The sequence below is a fragment of the Bacillus cereus group sp. N6 genome, assembly GCF_016483705.1.
Classification (GTDB): Bacteria; Bacillota; Bacilli; order Bacillales; family Bacillaceae_G; genus Bacillus_A; species Bacillus_A wiedmannii.
Window position 1 is genome coordinate 36,172 of the sequence record NZ_JAEHBI010000004.1, and the last position, 26,374, is coordinate 62,545.

A 26,374-nucleotide genomic window follows, 5' to 3' on the forward strand; every position below is an offset into this window, starting at 1 on the left:
TTATTCCCACCAGAATCGTTTGGTAAGTCGTTCCCAACCATGTTTTTGGGAATCCTTAATGTAGTCTTCCTCAAATAATTTAACAACTTCCATCTGAGCAGACCTGTAAGTTGTACACCATTCTTCTTTAAAGACTTCAGCAACCGCTGTTTTGTTATGTTCTAAAATAGCTGCCTCAATCTCTTCTTCTGTTCCGGTGTATCCGTAATGCATTTCTAACCATTGTTCAAAAGTTAAACCCTTTGGTAATGTAGTAACACTCATTTCTACCACTCCTCTTATTAAAATGGTAACCCTTCAATTCTCTTAAGGTCTTTTAAAACAATATAAACAGTTAGATACTTCCCATCACCTTGGCCGTAATGATGATGTACCATGTATACTGCGCCCTGGTAAGTTACATCATTAGGGTCCTGTAAAAAAATCTTTGCACCTATTTGAGGTACAACCAATTGTTGAGATCTTGAAACCATGAATCTCACATTGGTGTCTTTATTTACAAAAATTAATTCGTTCATTATTTATCTCTCCTTATGATTTATTTTTACCTGTTCGGTAATCTAATAACTCTTTGCAGATATCTTTTAAGATGGCTTTATTGATAATAACTGCACCGGCACCATTCCAATCTAAACATTGTCGTGGTAATTTCTTAAGTTCTTCATCTGTTAATTTCATTTATCTCACCTTTTCAATAATTTCATTCAGCATAAAAGTCTTACATGTAAAGAAAGAAGAAGCGCCACAAACATAGGCACTTCTCCCTCTCTTGTCAAATGGAATTTCCTGCAACAATGATAGGTTTTAATTCTTTAAGTCGTAAACGGTTTGTACCACTTGCTGTGATATATACCTCTGTCTCTACACGAATTGCGTTCTTATTAGAATCGACATAGATTCGTACTGGTTTCTCTTCAAAGTATCCTTTAGAAAATGCAGTAGAGTACGGCTTATAGTCTTTCTTTAAAACCTTCTTTTCATGCAATAGCTGAAGTAATGACTGAACAGGATTCGTTCTCATTTCTTCGGCTAATCCATCCCCATAGACAGCTACTAGGTCTTCTAAGAAACCTTTTAGTGTTGTTCGATTCTGTCTATAGATGCAGCGAACATAACGATTAGAGTCATGGCCAGCTTCCACTAACACAACATCTTTCTCTAGTCGCACCTTTAACAAGTTCTCTACTTTTTTAATTAGTAACTCCCGTTCTTGTCCTTTTAGTTCAATCTCTTCGGAGTTCTTAGTAAGACGTTCTGCTTTTTCTTCTTTCTCTTCTTTATGTTTTTGCATTACATTTGACTGCTTTTTTAGTAGTCGCTTCTGTTCTTTAAGGAAATTCGCTGCCATTAAAATATTTGTTCTTACATCATTTGTTGATTCCATTAATAGATTTTTCATTAAATCCGCTCCTTTTATTAAATAGAAAAAGCAGAGGATCTCTCCCCTGCTGGTTAGTTATTAAAGATTAAAATGAGAGTCTAAAGAGTCACAAAGATAATCGAATCCTCGCTTCGTGATAAAGACTTGTCCTTTTAATAGCTTTAAGATATTTCGATTTACAAGTTGGCGGTGCGGCATATTACGATTACGTCCTTCAGACCCAATCATACGATTGTCACGCATGTATTGGAACAGCTGGTTACGACCTAAGCTGTAACGTGGAAACATAATACGTGCAAAATCATCAATAGTCATCAGAGCATCTTCAGATAAGAACTCTTTATATTTCTTGGCATATGGTTGAAGTGCTTTAATTTGATTATCAACCACGCGGATTTCTTCTTCTAGTAGTTCAGTTTGCTCGCCTAATGTCTCAATTTGAGAATTAAGTTGAGCAAGTTCTGCTTCTTGTTGAATAAGTACTTCGTCTAATTTACTTAATAAGACAACTGTTTGTTGTTGAAGTGTTAGATTCTGTCTCAGAGTTACGCCAGAAACACGTAACTCTTTCATATGCGCCTTAACAACTTTCTTGCACTCTTTTGCTACAGGTTTACGAGACTGTAATAATACTTCATACATACCTTGTTCTGTAAGCATCCAAGATTCTTGAGCGCCGCTTTGCGTCGGAACAATTTTCCGAACCTTTTCATCTTCATCTACATTTCTTAACATCTTATTAATTGATGAAACATCATACTCAATCCATTGAGCTACATCTTTAGCTAAGAACAATGGCTCCTCAAATGTTCCATAGATAGAAAAGGAACGTCCTTCAAAAACCATCTCAGAGATAGGCACTAAAACCTCAACACTTACTACTTCGTTTGTCATGTATTTTCCTCCAAATAAAAAAGCGCCGCAAATAAATGCGACACTCTTATTATGTATTGTTTATTTAGAGTGGAGTACATATCAAGGAGAATGGATCTAAGACTCCTTACAATAAAACTCAGTAATAGAATGTTGGGACTTTTAAAGAGAATTACTTGATTATCAAGACTTCTCTCCTTAATACGTACCCCTACTCTCCAAAAAATTTTCTGATGGCGCGAATCTCGCTTCCAACAGTATGTCATTAATAACAAATCCCACATTGAATTTGTCTTCTTCTAAATCTAAATAGATGGGTTTAGCTTCTAACTCTTTTTTAATATATAGTTCATCCATATCTTCAACATTATCCTCTAAGAGTAAGTGCTTCCTATCTTTTTTAGGTTCTAAAATAGCTATACCTATAGACGGAAAATATAAAAGGATATCGATGGACCCCACTTTAACGTTCTCTTCGAACACCAAATGATAAAAAGAATTCTTAATAATTTCTATTGCCTCTTGCTTATTCATTTTTAACTCCCTTCACAAGCAATCCTACCTACCTTTATACCATATTTACGAAAAAGCTAAAAGACACCTTTTTCTTACAGTTATTAAGTTGAGCTAACCCATCTTTAAATATTCGAGATAATTCTTTACAACTACGGTTCTAATGGTTCAAATACTTAAAGACAAGTTAGTTCAAGGAGGAATTAATGTGCTTAAATTTATTAACAATCAAGGTAAAAAAGTCATGGAGATGACAGATAACGGCGATGTAACTATCTTAAATGAAGAACTTAAAAAGTCTTTCTCTGAAAACTCTCTACAAGAAACTAAGAAAGAGGAGAAAGAAAATGAATAAACCAACTGAACAAAAAGAAGTGTTAGGTATTTTCATTACTAAAAATGAAGTGGCTAACTTAAATATGGAACACATTCATGTAAGTGACTTTGCTATTCAAACAATCTTAAAAACGATTCGCCTTACTCCTGAAGTTCAGGCAGAAGTTATTGATAAGATGGTTGAACGTACTCCAGGTTACTTCCAACTAACTCCGGAAGAACAAGTAAATAAAATCAAAACAACTCTAACTATCGAAACAGTTGTTGAGTACCTTCGTCTACATGAGTATATCCGTGAAGGTATTGACATGATTGAAGTTGGTATCGACCAAGAAGGTTCTATTATTGTTTCTGCTTTCTACGTAGAGCAAAATGAAACTCTTGATAAGGTCTTCCGAAAAGAATTAACTCCAGAAGAAATTGACCAGTTAGAAAAAGAAGTAAACATCTTAGATGGTCAGGTAAACATCTATGAAGAAGCTAAGAAGCGCCTAGATCAAATGAAAAAGGACAATGTTGTTCCTTTTCAAAATCGTGAAGCTCGACGTTTAGCTAAACAACAATCAAAAGCGAGGTTATCACACAAATGAGTGAACAAATAAAAGAAGAAAAAAATATAAAAACATATGCCACTTTTAGCGGTAACGATGTAATCGCAGTATTAAATGGTCATGTAATTGGTGAAACATATGAAATTAAATATACAGAGAGATTCGGTCTTGTATCAGACGGTTTAGATCCTGTAATTGGTTCTATTAAAACAATGATATTCGATAAGTCACCTATTGAACCATATATGTTAACAAGATCAGGTTCAAAATCAGCTTCTAATGAATTCATTCTTTTTATCATGAATGAATATGGACAAAAATTAAGTATCCGATTTGAGGATTTTCGCTTCACTAAAAGAGAAGGCTGTTTTGATGTAGATGAACTTGTTCTAGGTGAAGAATTCCACTTTACTTGCAACAAGCTTGTGTTTGATAATCAAACTCCATTCGGCCCATTAGATGAAGAACACGACTTTAAGTTCGGTTACACAAAAAAGGCGGGTGAGTCTGCATGAGTGAAGAACAAGTAAAAGACAATCCAGTATACGTAGTTGAAGAAGAAGAGGAAGAAACTATTACAGTTGACCTCGAAAATCAAACTATCTATCAAAAAGAAGAAGGACTAATTGTGAGTCAGGACGGTATCATCGACCCGAACATGTACAAGATGTCAAAAACATTTGGTGACTTTGATGGAGACATGAGAGCTATTGAGATAACTCCCCCAAAACCAACCTTCCAAAATGAACTTCAAGATTTACTACTAAATACAGTAACTTCAAAAGCAGTTGCTTCCCTACTGTCAAAACATTCAGCTCTCGATACAGAGCTTGATATTTTAATGGAAAACAAACGAATGGGACAACTTGGTTCTATTCTAGATAAAGAAATTGACGACATGATGACTAAGCGCCGTATGGAATTACGTTCTTGCTTCATAGGAGAACAAGTTCGCTATGAAAAGGTTCCAGACTGGGCAAAGAGCTATGTAAGAGAATACATCAAAAACATGATTCATGGTTTATCAATTTTAGTAGAAGACGGGGAATAATTTTCTAGGTTATTCCCCTAGATTCTGTTACAATATAGGAGAGGATACATATGTACTACTTAGGATTAGACCCCTCAACTAAATGCACAGGATACTGTGTAATGGACGAAAAGCATGATATTATCGAAGCTGGCAAAATCGATATCCCTTCTAAAGGTGATGAAGGAGATAAAATCATTTATCAAATCGAACGTATTGAAGCCCTTTTCGAAAAATATGATATTACTAAAATCCTTTGTGAAGACCAATTTAGCAAATTAAACATCGATACATTAAAGAAATTAACACGAGTATCGGGCACAATTCTTTATCTTGCAAAGAAACACAAGCTAGAGATTGAACTTATCTACCCTACTAGCTGGCGTAAAATCTTCCACGGTTCAGGTAAAGCCAAGAAAGAAGATACCTTCCATAAGGTTGTTGCTATCTATGAATTTGATAATCTAGAATTCAAGAAGGACAACGATTTAACAGATGCTATCGGCATTGCCTGGGCATGTGTAGACTTACATAAAGAAGGTGTAGCTGCTTGAAAATCTACCGTGGCAATATAGGTGTAGACTTGTCTCTTGAAGAGTTTTCTCAAATCATAGAAGATGAAGATAAAATTGATGACCTACTCAACATCATTTACGAATTGGAGATGGATGAAGTCATGAATTACAATAAAGAAGACATCTTAGCTTTTGAAGCAAACCTTTTTCAAGAGGTTGCAGAATACCAACGTAAACAAAATGCAAATGACGACACTGTAAAAATGGAACGTATCCTAGCCCACTTAGAAAAGTATGGACGATAAAACTCAACAATATGAACACATTGAGTCTTTAGTGTTCGAATATCAAGCAGGTTCCGAGAAGGCTGGGTTAGAAATAATCCAGTCTTTTGGTTATGATCCGGAAACAAAAGAACTATCTAAGTACCTCAATAAGTACTTTGCCCTCTTACGCTTTGGCGTGATTAAATTTAATGACAGAGATACACGGCAATTCCTCAGACAGTTTACCTCAGACGAAACCCTGCATAAGGCTCTTATCCCCAACTATCAATATGCTCATACGAAAAAAGCTACACGGAAGCTTGTACAAATGATTAATTATCGAATGAGACATATTACAGATGAAGACTTAATAAATGATCTTTGCTTGCTCTTATTAACTCAGGCTAGGAAGTATAAGAAACAAGGAAAGAAAAAGAACTTTTGTGGATACCTATTCAATAGTTATCGATACAAAGTTTATGCTCATTACAAATATCTCTTCAAGGACTTACTCTATTCACATCGTATAGACATGCTAGAAGATTATAGGGATGAAAACAGTGAGATTATTATAGAAGAAACTCTCCGTTCTGACCTTTACTTTCAAAATGAAAAAGAGCAAATAGGACTCAATTGGATACTAGGAAAAACAGCTGACTTTCCCTTTAACCAATTAAATAATTTTGAAAGAACTCTAATATCCCTTTACGATTATAAAGGAATGACCTATGAAGAAGTTGGTGCCCAAATGGGATATCACCGCGATACTATTTGGAATAAGCGTAAACAAATTAAGAAGAAACTAGAAGAACTAATGAAGAATCCTCCCTGCGATTAACAAGGAGGATCTTTTTATTGTAATACAGGAACTTTATTAAGTTGAGCTTCCAACTCTGCAATTCGAAGATTTAAAGCATTCACTTCTTCGTAATGCTCTAGTATCTCCATAAGATGCGGTTTAATAGCTGTCTTAGCAGATAGGAAATATGCAGAGTGTCTTGGATAACGTTTCATAGCTTCCTTAAAGAATGGGAAGAAGAACTTCTCAGTCTCGATTGCTTGTCTGATTTTCTTTTCAGGAATAGCATCACGCAACGTGCTAAAGTTGTGTTTTCTATCAGCTGTCTTTAGAAGAGATGCATCAGGATCTCTTAGTATTGGTTCAAGATACAATACCTTAAGAAGCTCACCTTCTTTATAGTTAACAGACTTTTCTTTTGTAACAAGATCAACCAGCTTAGCCACTCTTGGATTGAATTTGTCTTCAATCATTCTCAACGTGATTCCATCGACATCTTCTACTATATCGTGAAGCAGACCTGCAGATAAGAGATTTTCATCTCTATAGCCATGATTAAATAAATCCTGAGCTACATCTACACAATGGTTGTAATAGTCTGTTCCGTCATGACGCGCAAATCCTTTTGTAGCGCACATCTCTTCCTTGACCATATCTAATGCACGAAGAGTCATAACCTGCCCCGCATCTGCCATACGTTGTTCAAATAACCTTACTCTGCTTTCACTCATATATATTCCTCCCTATTTTTACGCTGCAATAGAAACTACATTAAATCCCAAGTCCTTTGCTTTTTGTTCATCGAATTTTTCATCTAAATGCATACAGAAGACTTTGTGCCTTACATCTTGTTTGATTAGCTCATCTAGTTTTCTTAGTGACAGATGAACATTCTTCTCGTAGTCTGCTATGCATGTGTCTTGATAAAAGTAATCAATCTGGTCATACTCTAACATAAATAAAACACCTAACGGGATATCATTGGTATCTCCGCTATAGTAAATTGTATGATTATGACCATCGATACAGATTTTGATAATGTATCCGAAGCAAGATAATTCCTCTACATGATTAGCCCAAACAGTATTAATGTTTAATGTGAAATCATCATAATGAAGTCCTACATTTCCACCGAATTGTACTAGCTCATATGTTTCTCTTTCTACACCAACCGTTTTTAAGTGATTAATGATACCTAAATCATATGGAGCACAAACTGTTACACTTGGTTTCATTAGCTGCCCCATTGAGTAATACCCATAGAAAATTAAATCCCCTAATGACCCTACATGGTCAGGATGTAAATGAGTGAGTAATACAGTAACTTGTTTCACTTCATCTAACAATTTGGATTCAATCAAGCGGCCGAATGTTGAACTACCGCAATCAATTAAAAACAAATGATCATCCTTTTTAATATAAGCGGAGTTGTTTCCTTCTTTGGTATTAAATGCACTACCTCTTCCAATAAAATTAAGCATTTTTTCTCCTTTTTATAAAAAGCCCCCGTGTTAGGAGGCTTCGTTTTCATCTTTGAAATATAGTTCCAACCATTCTTCTTCAGAGATTGGTACATGACATAAGTTACGGAAATCACAATAGCGACACATAATGTCTAGTGCATTCCCTTCTTTCTCAGGCAGCTCTCGACGATCTACATAATCAAGAATTTCTTTAATGTCTGCTTTAACTTGTTCAACCAATTCCTCATTGTAAGAAACATGGAAAGACTTAGATTCTTGAGTATCTTTGTTTTCGTAATACACCATACCTCTTCTAATACCAGTTAAATAGAAATACAATTGCAACTGCATTTCATGTTTCTTATCTGGCTTAGATTTTGGCAACTTAGCATAGTTCTTATTCTTAATTGACTTGAATTCGACAATAAGGATATGATTAGCTGGACCACGATAGACTTCTTTGTCTACCATCTTTGTCTTTTCTACGCCTTTCTGATCTTTGTATTTCTCCGGAACCTTGGCTGTTAAGACGATATCCTCAGCATCCTCTTCGTCATCTGGCTTTAGATAGTTCCAGATGATAGCATCTGAACGCCCACTAATGCGTAATTCCTCATCTTTTAATGAAAGTTCGGGAGCAATTAGAATTCCCATCTTTTCAAAGATATCTTCCATGCGATTATGAAAGCTCGTTCCATTCTCCATAATTAAAAGGTTTTGTCCTGGTATTGGTTTAGTTGGATAACCCAACATCTGATAAACCACAGCACGTTTACACCTTCCAATTGAAGACGGATAAAACTTACCTAGTCGTCCTTGATCGATACGCTTTTGTTGGTTAGCAGCGTTCTCAGTAGTGAGAAACTGATGAACCATATCTATGATGTCTAATTCCCCATATCGCGCTTTAATTTGTTTTATTTTTGACTCTTCAACTTCTAGTTGAGCTGTTGACACTTTATCACCTCTTTTGAAAGGAGTTTTACAATGGAAAAAAAGTATGAATTTATGGACACTGACAATCTTTACGGACAACGTAAAGACGATGAAAAGAACTGGGAGGAGTTTGGAGAACTCGCCCAAGAGACCTTTAAGAACTGGATCAAATACAATGATGGAACTTCCGGTGTAAAAGCTAAGACATGGCAAGATTCTGGTCGCGGTTGTGTAAGATGCGGTGGTTCACTAATGGTCTTTGAAGAAGCTGAAAATGGAAATGTCCTTTTAGAATGTAAAAGCTGTGGTTATCATCAATGGAATGCTGACATTGCACCATACAGTCAAAAAGAACTGAAACAGATGGATAAAGAAGCTAAACAAGCTGGAGCCACTGGTGCCCGTCATCTTCCTGATGAACTATACAGAACTATACCGGACTCTCTTATTCTGCAGTATGTAGAAATGAGACAGAAAAGAGCGCAGGGGTATTAAGCCCCTGCTTTTTCTTTGTTTGTATAGCCAATTTTCTCTAACGCTTCGCCAACTAATGCAAGTACAGACTCTTTATCTTCTTCGTTGTTTGCAAAATCCAAATTATCTACATTGATTACGATTTTTGGAGAATGATCATAGTCTTGATACCATACGTCATACTTGTCATTTAGTCGTTCCCAATAAGCCATTTCTACTTCGCTTTCAATTCCACGGCCCCGATTATCAATTCGCTGCTTTGCAACTTCAGCACTACATTGTAGGTAGATTAATAGTTCAGGTGGTTGAGAATGCTCTAGGATTTGGTCTAGTAACTTCTTATATGTACGATACTCTTCCCATGTCATACCTTCTCCACCATCTTCAAGATCTTCAGCTAACATACTTGCAAAGATGTTATCACCGAAAATTGAACGGTCTAAAATACCATGACCTTCTTCATGAACTTTCTTAATCATTTCCCATCGTTCGTTTGCAAAGAAGATTTGTGTTGTAAATGCCCAACGAGTTTTCTTCGCATAGAATCGATTCAGTAATCGTTCTGCATCAGGGTTTCCTAGTTCTTCAAAAATAGGAATGTTAAATCTTTCACTTATTAAATGCGCTAGAGTTGTTTTGCCAGCTCCAACGACTCCATCTACTAGTAGAATGGTCATCGCCCCATCTCTCTTCTTATATTTTTTCTTTTTCTATAAATAGAAAATATATAGTACGGCCAAAGTACAAAGCCTAGAAGAAATGTTTGGAGCTGATACCAGTCCTCATTAGCCTTAAACACTTTGTATTCAGCCAATAACTCACCTTTTTCCACATATAATTCTTGCAGCTGTGCATAATACTCAGCCCCTTGTGGAGTAAACTCATACATGGAAACCATTTCTCTTAAAAATGCTTCCTTGTCGCCTACTTGTCTAATAGTGGTATAAATATTACTTAAATGCAGAATCCCATATATGACTCCAACAAGTAAATACGCAGATACAATTGATATAATCCACATGCTTATCTATATCCCCTTTCTTGGCAATATTCGATAAGTAAAGATTCATCACCCATAGTAAACATCTCAACACTATCTTCTGTAGACGTATGGGTTTCAACTTTGTAAACAAATACAACTTGAAAAGGATTCTCTTCATTCATCCATGCTCCAACTGATACACCAATAAAAGTTCCTGGGATATCATAAGCACCAACGAACTCATCTACCATAGTGTTATTGATTTCATGTCCAAATAGATCCGCTAACAACTCAGAAGCCATTGGAATACCATGATTTAATTTTTCGTTCCAACTATCAAGAACATTGAGCAATGCTCCATAATTCTTATTCATGTAGTTGAACATTTTCTTTCGTAAATAAAACTCGGAAATCAATAAACCACCTCCATTACTCGGTCAGACTGTTCTTTCTCGTAATGCATAATCTCTTCATCAGAGATGCATTCGATTTCAACTTTAGTAGTTCGGTAACCGTACCCTGGCACATCTTTTATAACGGCGTACACTTCATACACCCCGTTACCCAATCCTGGGATAAACGAAACCATTTCATGTAACCTTTCTTGAGAGCCAAATAAAAACATACGTCCCATTTCTACTTTTACAGCACCTAAACATATTCGCCCAGGTGTTAAGTCTTCTTCTTTAATATCGAAAGAGTAATTCAATGTGGTTACTCCCCTTTCATTCTCAGAATGTATCCATTTGATTTTTACTTTGCAACATAAAAATAAAAAAGACTCAGGATTATTTTCCTAAGTCTTTACTTTCATTTTCTATTCTCACAGCTTTTGGGAAGCTTAACGTGAAAGATGTTTCGTTATCTACTGTAGTTTCAGCAGTTATCCTCCCTTTGTATATACCCATTACTTCTTTTGCAATTGTTAATCCCAAGCCCGAACCTTGTTTTGTATGCTCTAAATTCTTACCACGATAATACCTGTCAAATAAGAAAGGAATCTCTCTTGGATCAAGAACAACTCCTTTATTTATAACAGAAATAGAAACCGTATCATCATTAGTTTCGGAAATAACGTTTACCTTAACAAGATTCGAATCAATAGAGTACTTCACTGCATTGTCGAGTATAGGATTCATCATTAGAAAGAAATGATTTCGATCTACAAATACCTCTGCATCATTAGAATCATAGCCAATATCAAAAATGAAATCTGGATATGATGCATCTTTAAACCTTAACAAGTAATTGATTAGGTCTTTTACATTGTAGTAATTAGCGTTATCAATACTTGATATTTGTTTTAAGCGAGCGAGTTCTAAGATTGTTGACATAATTGATGTAACCCTAGAAATGTTGTCTTCTATAGCAAGTAACTTCTCATCAACTAATTCTTTGTTCTCTTTTCCATAAAACTTAATCATATCAACAGACTGCTTTATTGCAGTTAGGTATGTTTTTACTTCATGAGATACATCTTGCATCGAATTAAGGTTGTTCTGTACAAGTTCATTCATCCTATCTAAAACAGCATTAAAGCGGTTAATGATTCTAGATATTTCTTCTCCATACAAAGGATCTACAATTTTTGTTTGATAATTATTATCTAACACATTGTTAAAACTCGTATCAATCGCCTTCTGTAGTGGTCGAAATATAATTTTCAAACCTGCCAATACTGATATGACCGAAAAGAAAAGGAACCAAAGAAACATGTACAGAGCACTTTCTAAGCTTGTCATCAATTGCATTTTCAAATTAGTTGTTATATCTCTTTTTATTGATATGGTATCGATATGATCCTCATGATTAAAAGAATAAGAAACTGTGCCATATGCTTTATTTTTCTCATCAATATAAAAACTATAATTAGCCTTATCCGCAGCAAGGTCCCGCTTATTCATATGTGCCCTAATAGAATCAAAAAACGTTGGTACGAATAAAGTCAAGATCTGGGACCCAAATACATCAAATGAATCATCTTGGTCAGAAGGACTTGTATAACTATAGTCTCCTATCCCCTTTTGACCAATTTTGATTTTTAATGCCTCTCCTGGATAACTCATATATTTAAAAAACTGAGTATCAATTTGCTGTCTTCCGCCACCGTTTTCTATTGATTCAAGTTTTTCTTTTAGCTTTTCTGCTCTAGCAAACATTGCTTCGTATTCTCTTTGGGTTGTAAGCTTAAGTTCGTTGTACATAGAAAATAAATTAACTGGTATTGCCGATAAAAGAATTAGTGCGACGGTTAATAAAACTACTTGAACACGTAACTTATCACGCTTTACAAAATTTCCGAGGAATTTCCTAATCTTGTTTTTCATTAGGCATCCCCCTCTTCTCCTGATACAACAGGTATACATAATGTAAAGACAGTTTCTCCACCTACACTGCTTCTCACACTAATTTCACCATTGTATATATCCATCACTTTCTTTGATATGGTTAAACCTAGTCCAGACCCTTTTATTGAGTTATCAAGATTCTTTCCTCTGTAATACCTATTGAATAAAAATGGAATTTCTTCTTCTTTAATTTGACCTCCCCAATTGATAACATCCACGTACAAACAATTGGGACATCCGACATCCTTAATATGAACCATTACTTCATTGCTATTCACAGAATACCTAACTGCATTTTCAATAATTGGATTCAAAGCCAATAAGAAATGTTGTTTGTTAATGGTTATGACAGGTTCTTCTACATCACACCTACTAACAAATTCGAATTCCGGAAAGACCTTTTTCGTATATTCTAGATATTCGTCAATTATTTCTTTTGCATTTGCAGCTTCTGCAGAACAAAATTGAGCACCTCGATCTAACTTTGCTAAATCAAGGATTGTAGACATAACTTTTGTGATTTGTTCAACATTGTCGTCTATTGCTTTTAGTTTCTTATCTACCATTGGTTTGTCATCTGTTCCGAAATATCTTAGTACATCAACAGATTGCTTAATTGATGTTAACTTATTATTTACCTCATGCGATACATCTTGAACTGACTCTATATTAACTTCGATAATCTTTTGCATTCGTTCTAGAATGTCATTTACTTTATGCTTAACACCACTAATTTCTTTCCCGTATATCCCTGTTACTTTTATTTTAGTTTTGTAATCCGTTTCTTCTAAATCAGAAAACATCTTATCAAGAACTCTTCCTAATATACGAAATACGAGTCCAAGACCAAAATAAGAAAATATACTTGAGAAAAATGCAATGTATAATAAACTTAAGAAAAATAATTTTTGATATTTTTCTATAGGCTTTACAACAATTGGTGTTACACTTCTTTTTACCAGTACTGTGTCAATATGATTTATATGTTTAAAAGAATATTCATAAGTCATATAATGAAGGCCGCTTGTATCATCTTTATGAACAGTTATATTACCTACTTTTTCTATTTCTTTTTTATATCTTGCAGATAAAAATTCTATCAAGAAAGATGCTATTTTAGCATTTGTATCATTTACCAAGTTCTCTGCTTCATCCTCTTTACCAAAGAAGACATGCTTCCTACGATCATCTGTAGAAGAAATTGTTATTTCTTCACCTTTAGCTACAATACCTTCGAAAAATTCTGGGGACACTTTACTGACCCCTCCAGCTTCCCATACTTCACTTTCAATTTGAACAGCCCTATACTTCATTCGGTGGTAAAACTCTTCCCCATCTTCCAAAATATCAAAAAGGAGAAATGTTATTAAAATAGGAATAGTAACCAAAGTTACGGCAATAACTGCCATTGCCGTAAACTTCCTACGCAACCTATTTTCTTTTGCTCTTCTAAGAATTAAAGATTTCAAGGACATAACCTTTACCTCGAACTGTCTTAATTATATCGATGCCAATTGAGTTTCTCAGTCGTCGAATATTTACTTCTAAGGTATTTGTCTCTTGTAATTCTGAAGGATCATATCCCCAAATATTTTTATACAATTCTTCCTTAGAAATAATCTTACCTTTGTGAGCAACAAAATAATGCAGTAATTCAAATAACTGATTTGTTAAATGAACTTGTTTGCCATCGACAGTTACTTTGTGCGTTAACAAATTGATTTCGATATTTCCGCACTGTGTAACACCTCCATTTGAAGGTTCCTCGGTACTTGTTCTTCGTAAGACTGTTCGAATTCTAGCTAACAGAACTGTTAAATCATATGGTTTGGTAATGTAATCTTCCGCCCCCATGTCTAACCCTTGCATAATATCTAAAGGTTCATTTCTTGACGTTAAAAGAAGGTATGGAACTTTTTTGTTTTGATTTACTAACCTTGCAACCTCAAGCCCGTTTGAAATACGAGAATTCAATCCAGCTGTAGTTGTCTTTAACATAACATCCAATATCATTAAGTCATATTTATTAGCTATTGCTGCATTAACAGCTTCAACACCAGTAGTAAACCAATCTACTTGGTAATTTTCGCTTTTTAAAATCATTTCAAGTGTGCTACCGATTTCATGTTCATCTTCAAGTAATAATATTTTGTACAATTTATTACCTCCTACAGGATTTTTGCGTGCAAAGTATTGTAGCGCAACATGAAAAATCCTGCAAGAAGAATAAACTAAATGGTAGTTGAGTCTAATTTCCCATAAGTTTTCTTTTTATATGTAATGCAATCAATATCTGTAAAGGATACTTCGTTATCATATCTTCCAACCTTGTATGTGCTATCCCAAAGTCTAACGTTGTTTTCAACTTTTATAGTTGCCCCATCTTTTTTAGTAACATTTACAGTAACCGCATTAGATAAATCTTCTTTTAGAATACGGAATAGTTCTATGTTTCGCTTCATATCTTCGCTTTTGTCGTACTCGTCAAATTTCTGTTCAACAAACTCAAGAACCTCTGCGTATTTGTCTATATTTATATTCTGCAAACCATCTTTTATAATATCTTCTCCACGGATATATTTAATAATGTATTTCAATTCACCATTGTTTTTAAAAGTTTTAGTTAGTTCTGTATTCCTACTAATGAAATCAATAGGTTTCTTCCCATTCACATACCAATCAAAAACTGAACTTTCATACTCATACTCCTTGTCAGGTTGAATACCCAACATTCTTTTCATAGCAACCGCTTCTTTTAACGCTTTCTGAAGATGCTCCTCCATCTCCTTGACTAATTCTTCTGCAGTATATATCTTCATATCTTCAACCAACGGCCTAAGTTCTTTTGAACGATAATCAGAAGAAAATATAATTACATCTTTATCTATCAGGTAAACACCATCAACTTCTAAATAGTTATTAAATCTGCCAAAGCTATTAGCTGTGTAAATATCCTTATTGTATCTGATGATAACAAACGGAATTGCTTTTGCATCTTTTACAGCTAACTTTAAAATTGCCACTTCATCAAACCTATCAGATGAGTATGTTGATGCAACCTGACATTCCCATACAGACTCTTTATCTTTTGTAACGAAGTCTCTGAAATTTTGTTCAGTAAATATAGGATACAATGATTTCTCTTTTAATGCCTTACTCACTTTTTTCCACCTCATCCATAATTTTTATAATGCAAAAAAAGAGAGGGTGTTAACCCTCTCCTTTACTTAGCGATAAATCGCTGAACTTTAATTATGTTTTTCATTTCAATACGTGGCGTTACGCCTTGAATATAATCTGGATTAAATCCGACCCAATCTTGATCTGCGTTTTTTAACCAATCAAAATCAAAGATATTAGACCATGTAGCTATCATTTGTTCTTCAGAATAACCTTCTTCTTCTAATCGGTTATCCTCTTCTTCTGTTTGAGTTAAGATCCATTTATTTAAAACATAATGCCAAGAATCGAAACATGACCAAAGAATATGTTCCTCTGGTATATCCAGTGTAAGAATAACACCCTTTTGACCAGTAGGTAATAAAGCAGGTCTATTTCTGTCAGGCATCTTATTCCATAACCACACAGGATAAGTAGAACCATCATACTCAGGAATTCTTTCCTTCATCTGCTCCATCATCCATGCATATGCAGATTTGAATTCTGGCCATACATGTTCTTCACTTCCAGAATAAAAACCATCTTTTCTCATTTGTTGATAAATGTGCAGCGGTTGCACTGTATATACTATCAAATAAACACTTCCAATCATGAAAAATTATCTTCCTATTATAATATAGGAAAAAAACAAAAGCCCATCTTTTTGGATGAGCCATTTTTATGCAGCTTTTGAAACAGGTTTCTTTTTAATAGAAGCAATCAATCCGTTCATCATACTTCGTTCAGATTGATTTCGTTCAATAACTGCTACACCAAGCTTACGTTTTTCTTCTAATGTATCTTGGATTTTTTCATCGATTGTGCCTAGTGTAACTAAGCTAATAATATCAACTACGTTATGTGTAGAACCGATACGGTGTACACGCCCCGCTCTTTGTTCAAAGGTAGCTGGATTCCAAGGAGAATCATAGTTGACAAGTGTGTTAGCGAATTGGATATTTAAACCGTAGTTCCCCGCATCTGTTAACACAAAGAATTTGTATTCAGGATTTGTCCTAAATGTTTCTAACTGCTCTTGTCGTTGAGCAGAAGACATTGATCCATTTAATAACGCTACCTTACCTAAGTTACTCAGCTCTTGTTCTATAAGGGTTTGCATTTTAGCAAATTGAGTAAAGATGACAATTTTATTTATACCTGCTTCCATACGTTCTTTACATATATCCACAAGCTCAGCTAGTTTTGGAGACTTAACGTTTTCCGGAATATATTCCAGATAGTGCTTAGACATACCACTCTGCCCCATCAGTAATAAAGCAGGATGGTCTGATGAAGCAACCATCATGTATAAGTATCCTAGTACTTGATCTTCCTTCTTGCGTTTCTCTTCAACCCAATTGCCTTCTTGATCATATTGACCATTCACTTGTTGAGAAGACAACTCTTCTAATAGAGTTAGGAAATCTTCTTGAATCTTGTTGTATAGATTAGCTTGAGTGTTATTCATTTCAACATCTCGACGATGGAAAATCATTGGTGGTAAATCTTTTGCAACGTCTTTCTTTAATCGACGCAACATGTAAGGAGAAATAATACGACGAAGTTCACCCAATCGCTTGTTTCCAATCGGAACAAAACGACGACCAAACTTAGAAGCATAAACAATGTATTTCTTTCTGAATTCGGTAACCTTACCTAGTAACCCTGGCTGCACCCATTCAACTAAAGCATATAGTTCTTCTACATTATTTTGAAGTGGCGTACCAGTACTTGCAAATCGGTATGTAGAAGGTAATGAGTTAACAGCTTTATAGGTAATTGAACCTCTGTTTTTTAATCGATGGGCTTCATCAGCAATAATTACATCATAATGAAATTCCTTCATCATATCGCTCATGCTACGAACTAATTCATAATTGACGATACCGAATAAGTAGTCACCATTAATGAATTTAAGAAAGGCTTTGTTCTTTTCTTTTGTATTTTTCCCATCAATAACAATGTTGGTATGTCCAAGGAATTTTTCAATTTCTGAAGACCACTGATATTTTAATGAAGATGGACAAATAACAAGAACCTTTTTCACTTTTCCTTGCTTCCATAACATGTGAGCAGCACCCATTGTTTGCACTGTTTTCCCTAATCCCATGTCATCTCCGATAATACCGCTTTTAACATGAGTTAAGAAGGAAATGCCCTGTTGCTGAAACTCATATGGTTGTAATTTAAAATCTGAGAAATCATCTAACATAGGGAACTCAGGAAGTAAAACTTCTTGAATCCCCTTAATACTTTCAATAGTTGTGTGCCAAGCGGTGATATCCTCGTAGCGTTCAACAAAGGCGTCTACATGACGTTTTGGAACCATCCACTTATATTCCTGCTCAATATAATATGCACCCGGTAGTGACCTCATGAAGTCCGTATATTCGCGGAACATTTGAGTAGATAGTTTCGTTTCAATACGAATGTCTAATTGGTCACCCTGTAAACGGAGTGAAAACAATAGCGGGACCCTCCTATTCGATTGTTAGTTAAGAAACTCTATCTTTATATCTCTTCTTCCGAAGTCATACATTCTGTCAGTATCTGTCATGTAAATGTCCACTATGTTACCTTTGATAGCTCCACCACGGTCTTCTACTGTATAGATACCGTTGATAGATGGATAAGATTCACATGTGATTCTTACTTTCGTACCAAATGGAACTGAACGGTCCATAGCGATCATACCCGGTTGTACTTTCTTACCTGAAGCAGTTAAACCTGTTACTCCTGGTTCATTTATCATATAAGCAGTACCAACACCCATAATTGTTTTAGTAACACCAGCATTTTCACTAGTATCCTTAACAGGAGCAGGAGCTGGGTTTGGGGTTGGAGCAGCACTAGGAGCTGGATTAGAAACAGGTTTTACATTGTCTGATTTTGGCTTGTCAGACTTTACTGGCCTGGCAGACTCCTTCGCTTCGCGTACTTGCTTAGCTAATTCTGCATTCTCTGCTTGAAGTTTTTGATTATCTTCTAGAGACTTCTGCTTTTCTTGCTCAATAGCTTCCTTGCTATGTTTTAGTTCTTCCAGTTCAACTGAAAGCTGTTCTGTAGCAGATTGAATTTGCTTCTTCTGCTCTTCTAGCGTTTTGTTGTTTTCTTTAGCGGTTTTCAATTCTTGGACAGTTTGTTTGTGATTTTTTTCTAAGGCTGTTACTTCTTTGTTTAGTTCTTGAATCTCGTGAAATTGAAATCCTACGCCGCTAGCCACTACGATCGCTGCTGTTGCTTTCAAACAGTTTTGTATTACTTTGCCCTTTGTGATTTTTTGTTTCATGTTGAATCAAATCCTCTCATCGTTGTATTTCTGCTGTAACATGAGTGAGAAGATTACTAGTTTATTGGTATGGAGAAATAAAAAAAGAGCCCTCTAAAAAAGATTGGACTCTTTATATATTGGCTTTCTTATTCTTTTACTTCAGGAAATTCTTTTTTTTCGAACCATTGGTGACGACAAGCACGCTTTAAGCATGTGTACTTAATTCTTGTCTTCCACTCATCTTTATAAGCACGAGGGTTAGAGCACTCAGGGCATGTATTCTCGACGTAACGATCTTTGTATGTATTACCCTTGGTCTTGTGTCCTCTTGATTGTGCATTGTATGATACGATTTGTTTGTTCTCCATATAAACTACCTCACCTCTACGCAATGTTTACAACAGTTGTTTCTACCTTAAAAACCATTTAAATTACAATATAAAATGTCCAAGTAGAAACATAAGCACTTACACATTGATTTGGCAAGTGCTTATTGTTATCTATTTTTATTTTTTCTTGTTGTAATGTTCTAAAAGGTCGTAGAGAAGTGACAAGCGCTTTTCTTCGAAGATTTGCGTGAGTTTGAAGTCGTTCTTTACTGCTTCTACATGGTCGATGTCTCCAGCAACTAAGTGCTCGATATCTTCCATAATTGTAACTAATTCTTTATGAGCAGTCCCAAACTTCTCTTCAAAGTCTTTTGCAAAAAGAATAGGGAATGAAGCGTAGATACGATTAAATTCATTTATCATATGACGATGAATATATAACATATACTCCTTCATTTTTCGAATCTCTTGTAAACCGATAGATACGGCTCTTGATTCTTGTTCTCTATTAATAGGAGGTAAAGGCACTCTTCCTACAAATTGTTCCCACTGTTCATCCCCAATAGAAGGAGGAATATAATTCTCTGCTGCTTTCTCCGCTTCTTCATGAGAAAGTGTATTGTTCTCTTCTTCCCCGAATAGAACATCTTCTAATTTATTTTCCGGTTGATGGACTACAGCATCTGGCTCTTTCTTGTTGCTATCTAGTAGACCACCAAAAGTTTCTTGAAATACATCTTCTTTTTTCTCTGATTTTTCGTTGTTTGACATTGTATTTACTCCCTTGTTATATATATAAGTTTGTTGCAATTTGAACATGTATAACGGATCTCGTTTTTTTCAGGGAGCTCATTAAAACCTACTACTTTTTCAGCCGAATCTTTTTCATAGTTTGCAAGAACGCAAATCTCTTTTCTTAGATATGCACTACCGCATTCGCACCTTGTAAAATCTTCATGAAATCTCATCTTAAAAACCCTCTCTTGGATATCATTGCTGACTAAAGTTAATTCTGACATATTCAGCAATAATATACCAATTAAAATAGAATGAACGTTCGATGACATTTTTTTTATTTACATACAAGTCTGATTATTTTATCTGTATATAAACAAAAAAAGAAAGCCGCAATCATAAAGATGCAAGCTTTCTTAATTCATTACTCCCACCACCAAGAGATGCCACTTGTAATAGCTTCTGCTTGTTGAGTTTGAGTAGTAGTGTCAGATTTCACAACTGATTTATCAGAATCAGCTGCAAATGTAAGGATCGTTGCTAAAGCTATAGCTGTTGAAAGACACACGACTATTTTCTTAAACATTGGTTTTCACCTCCGTAATCGGTTTTGTATATTGTATTCTTGGCTTATCTTTCCTTATCGCAAATACTAGAAGGATTACGAACAATAGAGAAGAGCTAATAGCTAGGAATGTGAGATTTAAATCACTACTTCTTACTTGCGACATAAAGAATGACGCTGGCAAATAAATTGCTCCAAAGAGGGAAATTCCTATCACTAAATGCTTTTCTTTCTTGAATCGTATTTTCTCAAAATCAAAATTAAAATTCCAATCTTGAGAATAAAGAACAAATGCCAACGTACCATAGACGAAACCAGAGGTAATATCCATTGCGTAATTTCTCCAAATATGCGCTTTTAGTTCAGATGGACTAAAGAATCCAAATGAACAATATATGATAGCAATTTGAATAAGTAATGGGACAATTACTCCCCCTGCTACTGTCACTATAAGCGACCAAATCACAGGAACTTTTTCTACAGCTGCTAGATATAGGAAAGATATGACCATCCCTATGATCGGTACTAAATAACCGAGTCCATCATGCTGCTTATTAAAGTATATAGAGTAATTAACCATACTAGTTAAAAAGGAAATAACCGAAATTATAGTAATGTGTCGGTGGAATCTTAAACGGAATAAGGAACACATAATAGCATAGTTACCAATTCCTAACATAGTTTGGGACAAAACAAACCATCCCAGGTTTGCAGAATTCAAATCCTTCACTCCTAAAGTATTTAAATATAAGTTCTATTACTATATATATTTTGCCATACTCCGCATTAAGATTCCAATTAACTTTAGATAAACGTTCCATGACAACTTTGTCATCTTTCTGAGTATTCTACGCAATCTGTGCTTTTAATTTTTCGTTTTCTTCTCTTAGTCTTCTCATTTCTTGATACATCTCAATCTCTTGATCAAATGACTTTACTAAATAAATAGAGTCGTCATTCTTGTATCTGAATGGAATCACCCAATAAGGACGATTCTCTTGAAAAGCTTCGAGTTCTTGTTTTAAAAGCCAGTCTTTCGGAATACTTATTGTTTTTTCTCCTCGTGCGTTGATAGTACCTCGTTCTTTACATTCCATTAAGTAGTCTTGGGTTTTAATGTCTCCTTTTGCATACCACAAAGCTCCGCTGTTCGCTTGACGTCTTGCGTCTACGATTGGTTTATTCTTCATTGTTGGTGTGGCACCCACTGACGATAATATAATAGAAGGAACTGGTTTTTCTATCGGCTTAGGAGGTTCTTCCTTTACCGGTTCATCAACTTGTATACGAGGCTTTTGAATCTTTGTTTTTTTAGTACCCTGCTTAAACAAATCAGTTTGTTTATTTGTTTTATTAAAAGCAGCGTTCCACTTTTTCGTTACATCTTTTTCAAAAGCCATGCCCTCTTTCTTCTCACTCTTATAAGTTCGGAAAGCAGCATTACGCTCAGCTTGTTTATTCGCTTCTCTCGCTTCTAGTTTTCGTGCTCTCTCCTCTTTACTATTCTTGTAAAGACGTACTCCATCACACAAATGACAGAGAGCTGAGTTTTCACACTTGTTATGCGTTTCTTCATTACACTTATGCAACAAGACTCAACTCCTCATCGCAACTAGATGTTTGCTTGAAATTAGAAGCATCTTCATTTAAGCCTGTGATAGTAACTACTCTGTGTTTATAACAAACAGCTTGATATCTAGATGTGACTAGAATGTAATGATCTTTAACTTTAGATTTCTTTTTGTATTTCACATCACGAGCAAGATCTCGATTAATTTGCATAACAACACGTTTTTTAGAAGCTGTTCTTTTCCCTACACGTTGTTTATACCTCCTGACAGCGTGTTCCGTAATCGTCATCGTAAGTTTCTCCTTTCCTTAGTTTTATGATGCTCTGCCTAAAGAAGAGAAAGATTCTTGTGAAACCATTAAATCCTTATCTAATTTAAGTAAACCATTGATTGTTATTAGACGATTTTGCTTGTTAATAAGAACATCTAAAATTCCTTTAATAAACATGTATCGTTCTGTTGATTCGCGCTGCATATCATACAAAGTTAATCCTTCTTGCGTGGTAACTTTTCTTACTTCCATAACAGCGTTACGCTTTCTTTCGTCTTCATTCTTTCCAGTCAAACCAACACGTTCAATTTCTTTTACCATTAAATCGATTCTCTCTTTAGATGATTCTAAATCCGAGAATTGAATGCGAAGGGTTGAGTAGATATTATCTATTCTTGAAAGGATGCTAATAGCCATCGCTGGGTTTACATCCGTTGGGATATGAATAGATTGTGTGTTTTGATTTAACTCTCTACGATAAGCTGCCCATTGCTCTGCTGTCATGTCAACAATCGGATTCATGCACTATTCCCCCTTACTTTCTGTTAATAGAGATAATGTGCGCTCCAAGATTTGTTGATGCAATTCTTCGACGGATAATGTACCATCTAAGATCATTGCATTCCCATCTTCCTCTTCTAACTTCATATAACGAAGATACAGATCGCGAGCTCTTGTTAATAATTCTTTATCACTTTCATACTTATCGTTTTCACCGTGCTTACCTTTACGCTTCATTGATTCTTCCGGTTCGATATCTAAAAAGATTTGGAAGTTAGGCTCCGGCATACGGTCCAGTAAACTTGCTGTAAAATCAATATCTACACCATTTGCTGTACTGTAAACAAGTTGACTCACTAAGTATCGATCTAAGATAAGAACATCTAATTTCTCTGCTAATTCTTCGAACCAATTAAGCTGAGCATACTTATCCGCTGCCATAATACATTCAATCGCAAGTTGCCCGGGGTTGTATTTTCCATCAAGAAACTGACGAATTAACCCACCAGTTGGTGTATCATAACGATGAAATTCAGATTGTTCTACATTGTAGCCACGTTCGTATAAAGCTTCGTGTAGTTTATCTGCTTGAGATTTCTTACCCGACTTATCTAAACCTTCAAGTGCTATAATAATCATGCTGCCTTCACTCCTCCCGTGCTACCAAAACCGCCAGTACGAAGGTCTGAAGCATAATCATCATCAGCTGTAAGATAAGGAAGGAAAATACCTTGAGCGATACGATCCCCATGATTCACAACAAACGGTTCTGTTCCTTCATTGCGAAGTAGAATTCGAATATGATTACCATAGAAATCTGAATCAATAACGCCAGTTGCATTTTGTAAGGTTAAATCCTTCCCATATGCTAAGCCGCTTCTTACAAACAAAGCTAACCACTCATCCTCTTTCATATAAGCAGTTAAACCTGTATTAATAATCGCTTTTGAGTTCGGTGGAATAACATAATCACCGACTGCAGCAATGTCATAGCCTGCTGCGTTAAGTGTCTTACGAGTTGGTTTTAAAACCGAAAAGTTTTCGAAGTGCTCTTTAAAATCGTCTAACACTTCAAAACCTCTAACTTTTTTGTTTTTAAATAGCTTTAAAATATTCATGTTGGATGTTACCTCCTGGAGAATAACGACTTAAGCCGTTTGTATCATGACCGTTTTATAATCGTCTGGAATCTCTCCCAAGAACGGACTAGGTTTTTGCCTAATCGGTTTCTGGGAACCGTACTCATATTTAAAGGCTGAATGAGTGAGGTACAGTCGTTTTCCAGCTCTGGTCATAGCTACATACATTAAGCGTCGCTCTTCTTCCAAGTCTGAGAGTTTTTGCTTAGAACGATAATGTGGGAACACATCATCTTCCAATCCAATCACGAATGTTTCAGGCCATTCTAAACCTTTAGCAGAGTGAACAGATGTTAAAGTAACGAAGTCGTCCTCATCTTCATCTGAGTCGCCATCTAAAGTAATTTCGGAAACAAATTGAGCTAAGGAATTAATTTCTTTTTCCTGTGCATCCCAATGACGAGCATAGTCACGTAAATGAGTTACGTTTTCGATTCTAGCTTCATCTTCTTCTTTTTCCTTATCAAACTGCCCCATAAAATCAGTCTTCTTAATAAGTGTTTGCATAAATTTAGTAGCAGAGAATTCACCGACTAATGCTAATTGACTAAGCTCTTGCATTAACGTCGCAAACTCTTTAATCTTTGCAACTGTCGATTTATTAATCTTTGATTGTGCTGCTACTTCATCAATGTTTTGTAAAGCAACAAAGAATGGGATTCTTCTCTCATGAGCAAATGCATAGATTTTCTCAATCGTTGTTTTGCCAATCTTACGACTAGGTACATTGATGACTCTTTCAAGTGCATAATCATCTGTTAAGTTATGACTTGCACGAATATACGAAACAAGATCCTTGATTTCTTTTCTGTCATAGAAAGAAGTCGTTCCTACAATCTTGTATGGAATGTTCTCATCACGTAAAGCGAGTTCTAAATGCTTCGATTGGAAGTTCATTCGATAAAGAACAGCAAAGTCTTTCCAATCACATTGAGTCGCTTTTCTCATATTCACAATCATCCGAGCAACAAAATCTGCTTCCCTCGATGCATCATTGAATCGGAACACATGAATGTCATCCCCTACTCCACTTACAGAGAATGCTTCTCTTTCTAATCTCATCTTGTTGTTACCAACTAATGAGTTTGAAGCATTAACTATTTTTTGAGTAGAACGATAATTTTCTTGTAATAATATCAGCTGAGTTTCCGGATGGATCTTCTGATAGTTTAAGATGTTTTCAATTTTCGCTGCACGGAATGAATAAATAGATTGATCCGCATCACCAACTAAGAAAATGTTTCCGTGTTTTTGAGATAACATTTCAATCAAATCAAATTGAATTTTGTTGGTGTCCTGAAATTCATCTATAAGTATGTAGCGAAATGTGTTTTGATATCTTCCTAATAACTCTGGATTATTTTGAAATAAATGAACCGTTTTAAGCAGTAAGTCATCAAAATCAAAATAATTATGAATCGCTTTTAAGTCTTCATATCGTTGATAAATATGAGAAACAGCAAGCTTCTCTTTATCTCCAGTATTTTCGGCTTGTGCTTGGCCAGGACTTATTCCGGCATTCTTCCATGTGGAAACTTGAGACATCAGATTGTAAACAATTGTCTTGTCCGCTTCTAGTCCTAATTGAACAGCTGCAGTCTTCATAATTGCCTTTTGGTCTGTATCATCCATTAGTGTAAACATATCTATTCCTAGATGATGAATGTTAGTAGATAGGATACGGTTACAAATACTATGGAATGTACCAATCCAGCTTTTAGAAGCCCGACTATCCATACCAGCTACTCGTTCCTTCATTTCTTTAGCAGATTTATTCGTAAATGTAATGGCAAGAATACGCCAAGGATCTACACCCTGCTCCAGTAAATAAGCAATACGAGTAGTTAAAACTTTTGTTTTTCCAGAACCAGCTCCAGCCAACACAAGGACTCGTCCCTCTGTTGTTAAAACTGCTCTTTGTTGGCTACTATTTAATGTACCCATCAAAGGATTCTCGACTGTAGCTAACAAATTACCTCCCCCTTTCGATTAACTAAAGGTGTTGAATTATTTCGTTCCCTAAACTTCTTATGGAAACGTAAGCAGTTAAATCGGATTCGTCAATAAGTCAGCAAAAAAAATAAGACGAGTATTTAAACTCGTCTTACAAGGTGGCACTATTGCTTGGAATCTTTCGTCTTAGGCGCTACTTTATTATCTTTCACCAATGTCATTACTGACGCGACAAAAGTAAGAACAGCAGCAATCTCCGTTTCACCTACAACAGGTAACGGTTGTTGACCTTTGGCTACCAAGTATTGGTTCAACCAAGCTAACGCAAAGACAATAATACGAATTAATGCCCCTTTGTTATCCATAATAAATTCTTTGGACATATGCAACACCTCGAAAAAGAAAATATGGTA

General features: G+C 35.4%; 39 protein-coding genes. 8 read left to right on the plus strand and 31 right to left on the minus strand.

The features are described from left to right. From JDS99_RS04910 to JDS99_RS04935, 6 genes are all read right to left on the minus strand, one after another. Positions 1-264: a hypothetical protein gene (locus JDS99_RS04910; protein ID WP_206773139.1), complete on the minus strand. Its 264-nt coding sequence runs from the start codon at positions 262-264 to the stop codon at positions 1-3. A gap of 17 nt (positions 265-281) precedes the next feature. Further along, on the minus strand, positions 282-518 hold the full coding sequence (locus JDS99_RS04915) for a hypothetical protein (RefSeq protein WP_139888784.1): 237 nt from the start codon (positions 516-518) through the stop codon (positions 282-284). A 13-nt stretch (positions 519-531) separates the two neighbouring features. Continuing rightward, complete coding sequence (locus JDS99_RS04920; protein ID WP_180358549.1) at positions 532-678, minus strand: hypothetical protein; 147 nt, start codon at positions 676-678, stop codon at positions 532-534. Between the two features lie 94 nt (positions 679-772). After that, positions 773-1,399, minus strand: coding sequence for a phage antirepressor KilAC domain-containing protein (locus JDS99_RS04925; RefSeq protein WP_242475631.1), 627 nt, complete (start codon positions 1,397-1,399; stop codon positions 773-775). 60 nt (positions 1,400-1,459) lie between these two features. Next, entirely contained in the window at positions 1,460-2,275 is an 816-nt protein-coding gene (locus JDS99_RS04930; protein ID WP_199694649.1) for a BRO family protein, read from the minus strand. A gap of 177 nt (positions 2,276-2,452) precedes the next feature. Further along, positions 2,453-2,788: a hypothetical protein gene (locus JDS99_RS04935; RefSeq protein WP_139888785.1), complete on the minus strand. Its 336-nt coding sequence runs from the start codon at positions 2,786-2,788 to the stop codon at positions 2,453-2,455. A 187-nt stretch (positions 2,789-2,975) separates the two neighbouring features. Between JDS99_RS04935 and JDS99_RS04940 the strand changes: the two genes are divergently transcribed. Genes JDS99_RS04940 through JDS99_RS04970 form a run of 7 tightly spaced genes read left to right on the plus strand, consistent with a single transcriptional unit; the run spans position 2,976 to position 6,303 of the window. Further along, positions 2,976-3,122 carry a hypothetical protein gene (locus JDS99_RS04940; RefSeq protein ID WP_000911126.1) on the plus strand — a complete coding sequence of 49 codons (147 nt, stop codon included), beginning with the start codon at positions 2,976-2,978 and terminating at the stop codon, positions 3,120-3,122. Beyond that, a complete protein-coding gene (locus JDS99_RS04945) occupies positions 3,115-3,693 on the plus strand; it encodes a hypothetical protein (RefSeq protein WP_199694650.1) in 579 nt (192 codons plus the stop codon). The genes JDS99_RS04940 and JDS99_RS04945 overlap by 8 nt, the downstream gene beginning before the upstream one ends. Beyond that, positions 3,690-4,169 carry a hypothetical protein gene (locus JDS99_RS04950; protein WP_199694651.1) on the plus strand — a complete coding sequence of 160 codons (480 nt, stop codon included), beginning with the start codon at positions 3,690-3,692 and terminating at the stop codon, positions 4,167-4,169. The genes JDS99_RS04945 and JDS99_RS04950 overlap by 4 nt, the downstream gene beginning before the upstream one ends. Further along, positions 4,166-4,705 (plus strand): hypothetical protein, encoded by a 540-nt coding sequence (locus JDS99_RS04955; protein ID WP_199694652.1) that lies wholly within the window; start codon positions 4,166-4,168, stop codon positions 4,703-4,705. The genes JDS99_RS04950 and JDS99_RS04955 overlap by 4 nt, the downstream gene beginning before the upstream one ends. 50 nt (positions 4,706-4,755) lie before the next feature. Beyond that, complete coding sequence (locus JDS99_RS04960; protein ID WP_085782702.1) at positions 4,756-5,238, plus strand: crossover junction endodeoxyribonuclease RuvC; 483 nt, start codon at positions 4,756-4,758, stop codon at positions 5,236-5,238. After that, positions 5,235-5,504: a hypothetical protein gene (locus JDS99_RS04965; RefSeq protein ID WP_000708631.1), complete on the plus strand. Its 270-nt coding sequence runs from the start codon at positions 5,235-5,237 to the stop codon at positions 5,502-5,504. The genes JDS99_RS04960 and JDS99_RS04965 overlap by 4 nt, the downstream gene beginning before the upstream one ends. Next, positions 5,494-6,303 carry a helix-turn-helix domain-containing protein gene (locus JDS99_RS04970; protein ID WP_199694653.1) on the plus strand — a complete coding sequence of 270 codons (810 nt, stop codon included), beginning with the start codon at positions 5,494-5,496 and terminating at the stop codon, positions 6,301-6,303. The genes JDS99_RS04965 and JDS99_RS04970 overlap by 11 nt, the downstream gene beginning before the upstream one ends. A gap of 14 nt (positions 6,304-6,317) precedes the next feature. On the opposite strand, the gene JDS99_RS04975 is transcribed toward JDS99_RS04970, so the two are convergent. Genes JDS99_RS04975 through JDS99_RS04985 form a run of 3 tightly spaced genes read right to left on the minus strand, consistent with a single transcriptional unit; the run spans position 6,318 to position 8,684 of the window. After that, positions 6,318-6,995 carry an HD domain-containing protein gene (locus tag JDS99_RS04975; protein WP_199694654.1) on the minus strand — a complete coding sequence of 226 codons (678 nt, stop codon included), beginning with the start codon at positions 6,993-6,995 and terminating at the stop codon, positions 6,318-6,320. Between the two features lie 18 nt (positions 6,996-7,013). Further along, positions 7,014-7,745 (minus strand): MBL fold metallo-hydrolase, encoded by a 732-nt coding sequence (locus JDS99_RS04980; protein ID WP_199694655.1) that lies wholly within the window; start codon positions 7,743-7,745, stop codon positions 7,014-7,016. Positions 7,746-7,775: 30 nt separating this feature from the next. Continuing rightward, positions 7,776-8,684, minus strand: coding sequence for a CRISPR-associated protein Cas4 (locus JDS99_RS04985; protein ID WP_139888794.1), 909 nt, complete (start codon positions 8,682-8,684; stop codon positions 7,776-7,778). Positions 8,685-8,714: 30 nt separating this feature from the next. Here JDS99_RS04985 and JDS99_RS31870 point away from each other — a divergent pair, with 30 nt between their 5' ends. Further along, positions 8,715-9,158: a hypothetical protein gene (locus JDS99_RS31870; protein WP_199694656.1), complete on the plus strand. Its 444-nt coding sequence runs from the start codon at positions 8,715-8,717 to the stop codon at positions 9,156-9,158. Here JDS99_RS31870 and JDS99_RS04995 read toward each other — a convergent pair. From JDS99_RS04995 to JDS99_RS05100, 22 genes are all read right to left on the minus strand, one after another. Then, positions 9,155-9,814: a deoxynucleoside kinase gene (locus tag JDS99_RS04995; RefSeq protein WP_199694657.1), complete on the minus strand. Its 660-nt coding sequence runs from the start codon at positions 9,812-9,814 to the stop codon at positions 9,155-9,157. The two genes, JDS99_RS31870 and JDS99_RS04995, sit on opposite strands and share 4 nt — an antisense overlap. After that, positions 9,811-10,158, minus strand: a complete 348-nt coding sequence (locus JDS99_RS05000) for a hypothetical protein (protein ID WP_199694658.1) — start codon at positions 10,156-10,158, stop codon at positions 9,811-9,813. The genes JDS99_RS04995 and JDS99_RS05000 overlap by 4 nt, the downstream gene beginning before the upstream one ends. Positions 10,159-10,160: 2 nt before the next feature. Continuing rightward, positions 10,161-10,535 carry a hypothetical protein gene (locus tag JDS99_RS05005; protein ID WP_242475641.1) on the minus strand — a complete coding sequence of 125 codons (375 nt, stop codon included), beginning with the start codon at positions 10,533-10,535 and terminating at the stop codon, positions 10,161-10,163. Continuing rightward, positions 10,532-10,828, minus strand: coding sequence for a hypothetical protein (locus JDS99_RS05010; RefSeq protein WP_139888798.1), 297 nt, complete (start codon positions 10,826-10,828; stop codon positions 10,532-10,534). Before JDS99_RS05010 ends, JDS99_RS05005 begins: the two co-directional genes overlap by 4 nt. 79 nt (positions 10,829-10,907) lie before the next feature. Continuing rightward, on the minus strand, positions 10,908-12,446 hold the full coding sequence (locus tag JDS99_RS05015) for a sensor histidine kinase (RefSeq protein ID WP_199694659.1): 1,539 nt from the start codon (positions 12,444-12,446) through the stop codon (positions 10,908-10,910). Further along, complete coding sequence (locus tag JDS99_RS05020; RefSeq protein ID WP_242475643.1) at positions 12,446-13,876, minus strand: sensor histidine kinase; 1,431 nt, start codon at positions 13,874-13,876, stop codon at positions 12,446-12,448. The genes JDS99_RS05015 and JDS99_RS05020 overlap by 1 nt, the downstream gene beginning before the upstream one ends. Positions 13,877-13,916: 40 nt before the next feature. After that, a complete protein-coding gene (locus tag JDS99_RS05025) occupies positions 13,917-14,624 on the minus strand; it encodes a response regulator transcription factor (protein ID WP_199694661.1) in 708 nt (235 codons plus the stop codon). 74 nt (positions 14,625-14,698) lie between these two features. Continuing rightward, positions 14,699-15,628, minus strand: a complete 930-nt coding sequence (locus JDS99_RS05030; protein ID WP_199694662.1) for a hypothetical protein — start codon at positions 15,626-15,628, stop codon at positions 14,699-14,701. A 62-nt stretch (positions 15,629-15,690) separates the two neighbouring features. After that, positions 15,691-16,239 carry a DUF3841 domain-containing protein gene (locus tag JDS99_RS05035; protein ID WP_242475645.1) on the minus strand — a complete coding sequence of 183 codons (549 nt, stop codon included), beginning with the start codon at positions 16,237-16,239 and terminating at the stop codon, positions 15,691-15,693. Between the two features lie 66 nt (positions 16,240-16,305). After that, the gene (locus JDS99_RS05040; RefSeq protein ID WP_199694663.1) at positions 16,306-18,093 is read right to left on the minus strand and encodes a DEAD/DEAH box helicase; all 1,788 of its coding nucleotides are present in this window, start codon (positions 18,091-18,093) and stop codon (positions 16,306-16,308) included. A gap of 24 nt (positions 18,094-18,117) precedes the next feature. Then, positions 18,118-18,915, minus strand: coding sequence for a 3D domain-containing protein (locus JDS99_RS05045; RefSeq protein WP_199694664.1), 798 nt, complete (start codon positions 18,913-18,915; stop codon positions 18,118-18,120). Positions 18,916-19,043: 128 nt separating this feature from the next. Then, positions 19,044-19,265: a zinc ribbon domain-containing protein gene (locus JDS99_RS05050; protein WP_098787279.1), complete on the minus strand. Its 222-nt coding sequence runs from the start codon at positions 19,263-19,265 to the stop codon at positions 19,044-19,046. Positions 19,266-19,403: 138 nt separating this feature from the next. Continuing rightward, the gene (locus tag JDS99_RS05055; RefSeq protein ID WP_199694665.1) at positions 19,404-19,997 is read right to left on the minus strand and encodes a hypothetical protein; all 594 of its coding nucleotides are present in this window, start codon (positions 19,995-19,997) and stop codon (positions 19,404-19,406) included. Between the two features lie 388 nt (positions 19,998-20,385). Continuing rightward, entirely contained in the window at positions 20,386-20,547 is a 162-nt protein-coding gene (locus tag JDS99_RS05060; protein ID WP_199694666.1) for a hypothetical protein, read from the minus strand. Further along, positions 20,540-21,256, minus strand: coding sequence for a hypothetical protein (locus JDS99_RS05065; RefSeq protein ID WP_345943214.1), 717 nt, complete (start codon positions 21,254-21,256; stop codon positions 20,540-20,542). The genes JDS99_RS05060 and JDS99_RS05065 overlap by 8 nt, the downstream gene beginning before the upstream one ends. A 118-nt stretch (positions 21,257-21,374) precedes the next feature. Next, positions 21,375-22,115, minus strand: a complete 741-nt coding sequence (locus JDS99_RS05070; RefSeq protein ID WP_199694668.1) for a hypothetical protein — start codon at positions 22,113-22,115, stop codon at positions 21,375-21,377. Continuing rightward, positions 22,108-22,386, minus strand: a complete 279-nt coding sequence (locus JDS99_RS05075; protein WP_000156298.1) for a hypothetical protein — start codon at positions 22,384-22,386, stop codon at positions 22,108-22,110. Before JDS99_RS05075 ends, JDS99_RS05070 begins: the two co-directional genes overlap by 8 nt. A 24-nt stretch (positions 22,387-22,410) precedes the next feature. Further along, positions 22,411-22,890: a hypothetical protein gene (locus JDS99_RS05080; protein ID WP_199694669.1), complete on the minus strand. Its 480-nt coding sequence runs from the start codon at positions 22,888-22,890 to the stop codon at positions 22,411-22,413. Between the two features lie 3 nt (positions 22,891-22,893). Beyond that, positions 22,894-23,508, minus strand: a complete 615-nt coding sequence (tmk, locus tag JDS99_RS05085) for a dTMP kinase (protein ID WP_098265107.1) — start codon at positions 23,506-23,508, stop codon at positions 22,894-22,896. Further along, positions 23,505-23,987 carry a dUTP diphosphatase gene (gene dut / locus JDS99_RS05090; RefSeq protein ID WP_139888810.1) on the minus strand — a complete coding sequence of 161 codons (483 nt, stop codon included), beginning with the start codon at positions 23,985-23,987 and terminating at the stop codon, positions 23,505-23,507. The genes tmk and dut overlap by 4 nt, the downstream gene beginning before the upstream one ends. A 30-nt stretch (positions 23,988-24,017) precedes the next feature. After that, the gene (locus JDS99_RS05095) at positions 24,018-25,979 is read right to left on the minus strand and encodes an ATP-dependent helicase (RefSeq protein WP_139888811.1); all 1,962 of its coding nucleotides are present in this window, start codon (positions 25,977-25,979) and stop codon (positions 24,018-24,020) included. A gap of 146 nt (positions 25,980-26,125) precedes the next feature. Then, complete coding sequence (locus tag JDS99_RS05100) at positions 26,126-26,344, minus strand: phage holin (RefSeq protein ID WP_179885063.1); 219 nt, start codon at positions 26,342-26,344, stop codon at positions 26,126-26,128. Positions 26,345-26,374 lie beyond the last annotated feature (30 nt).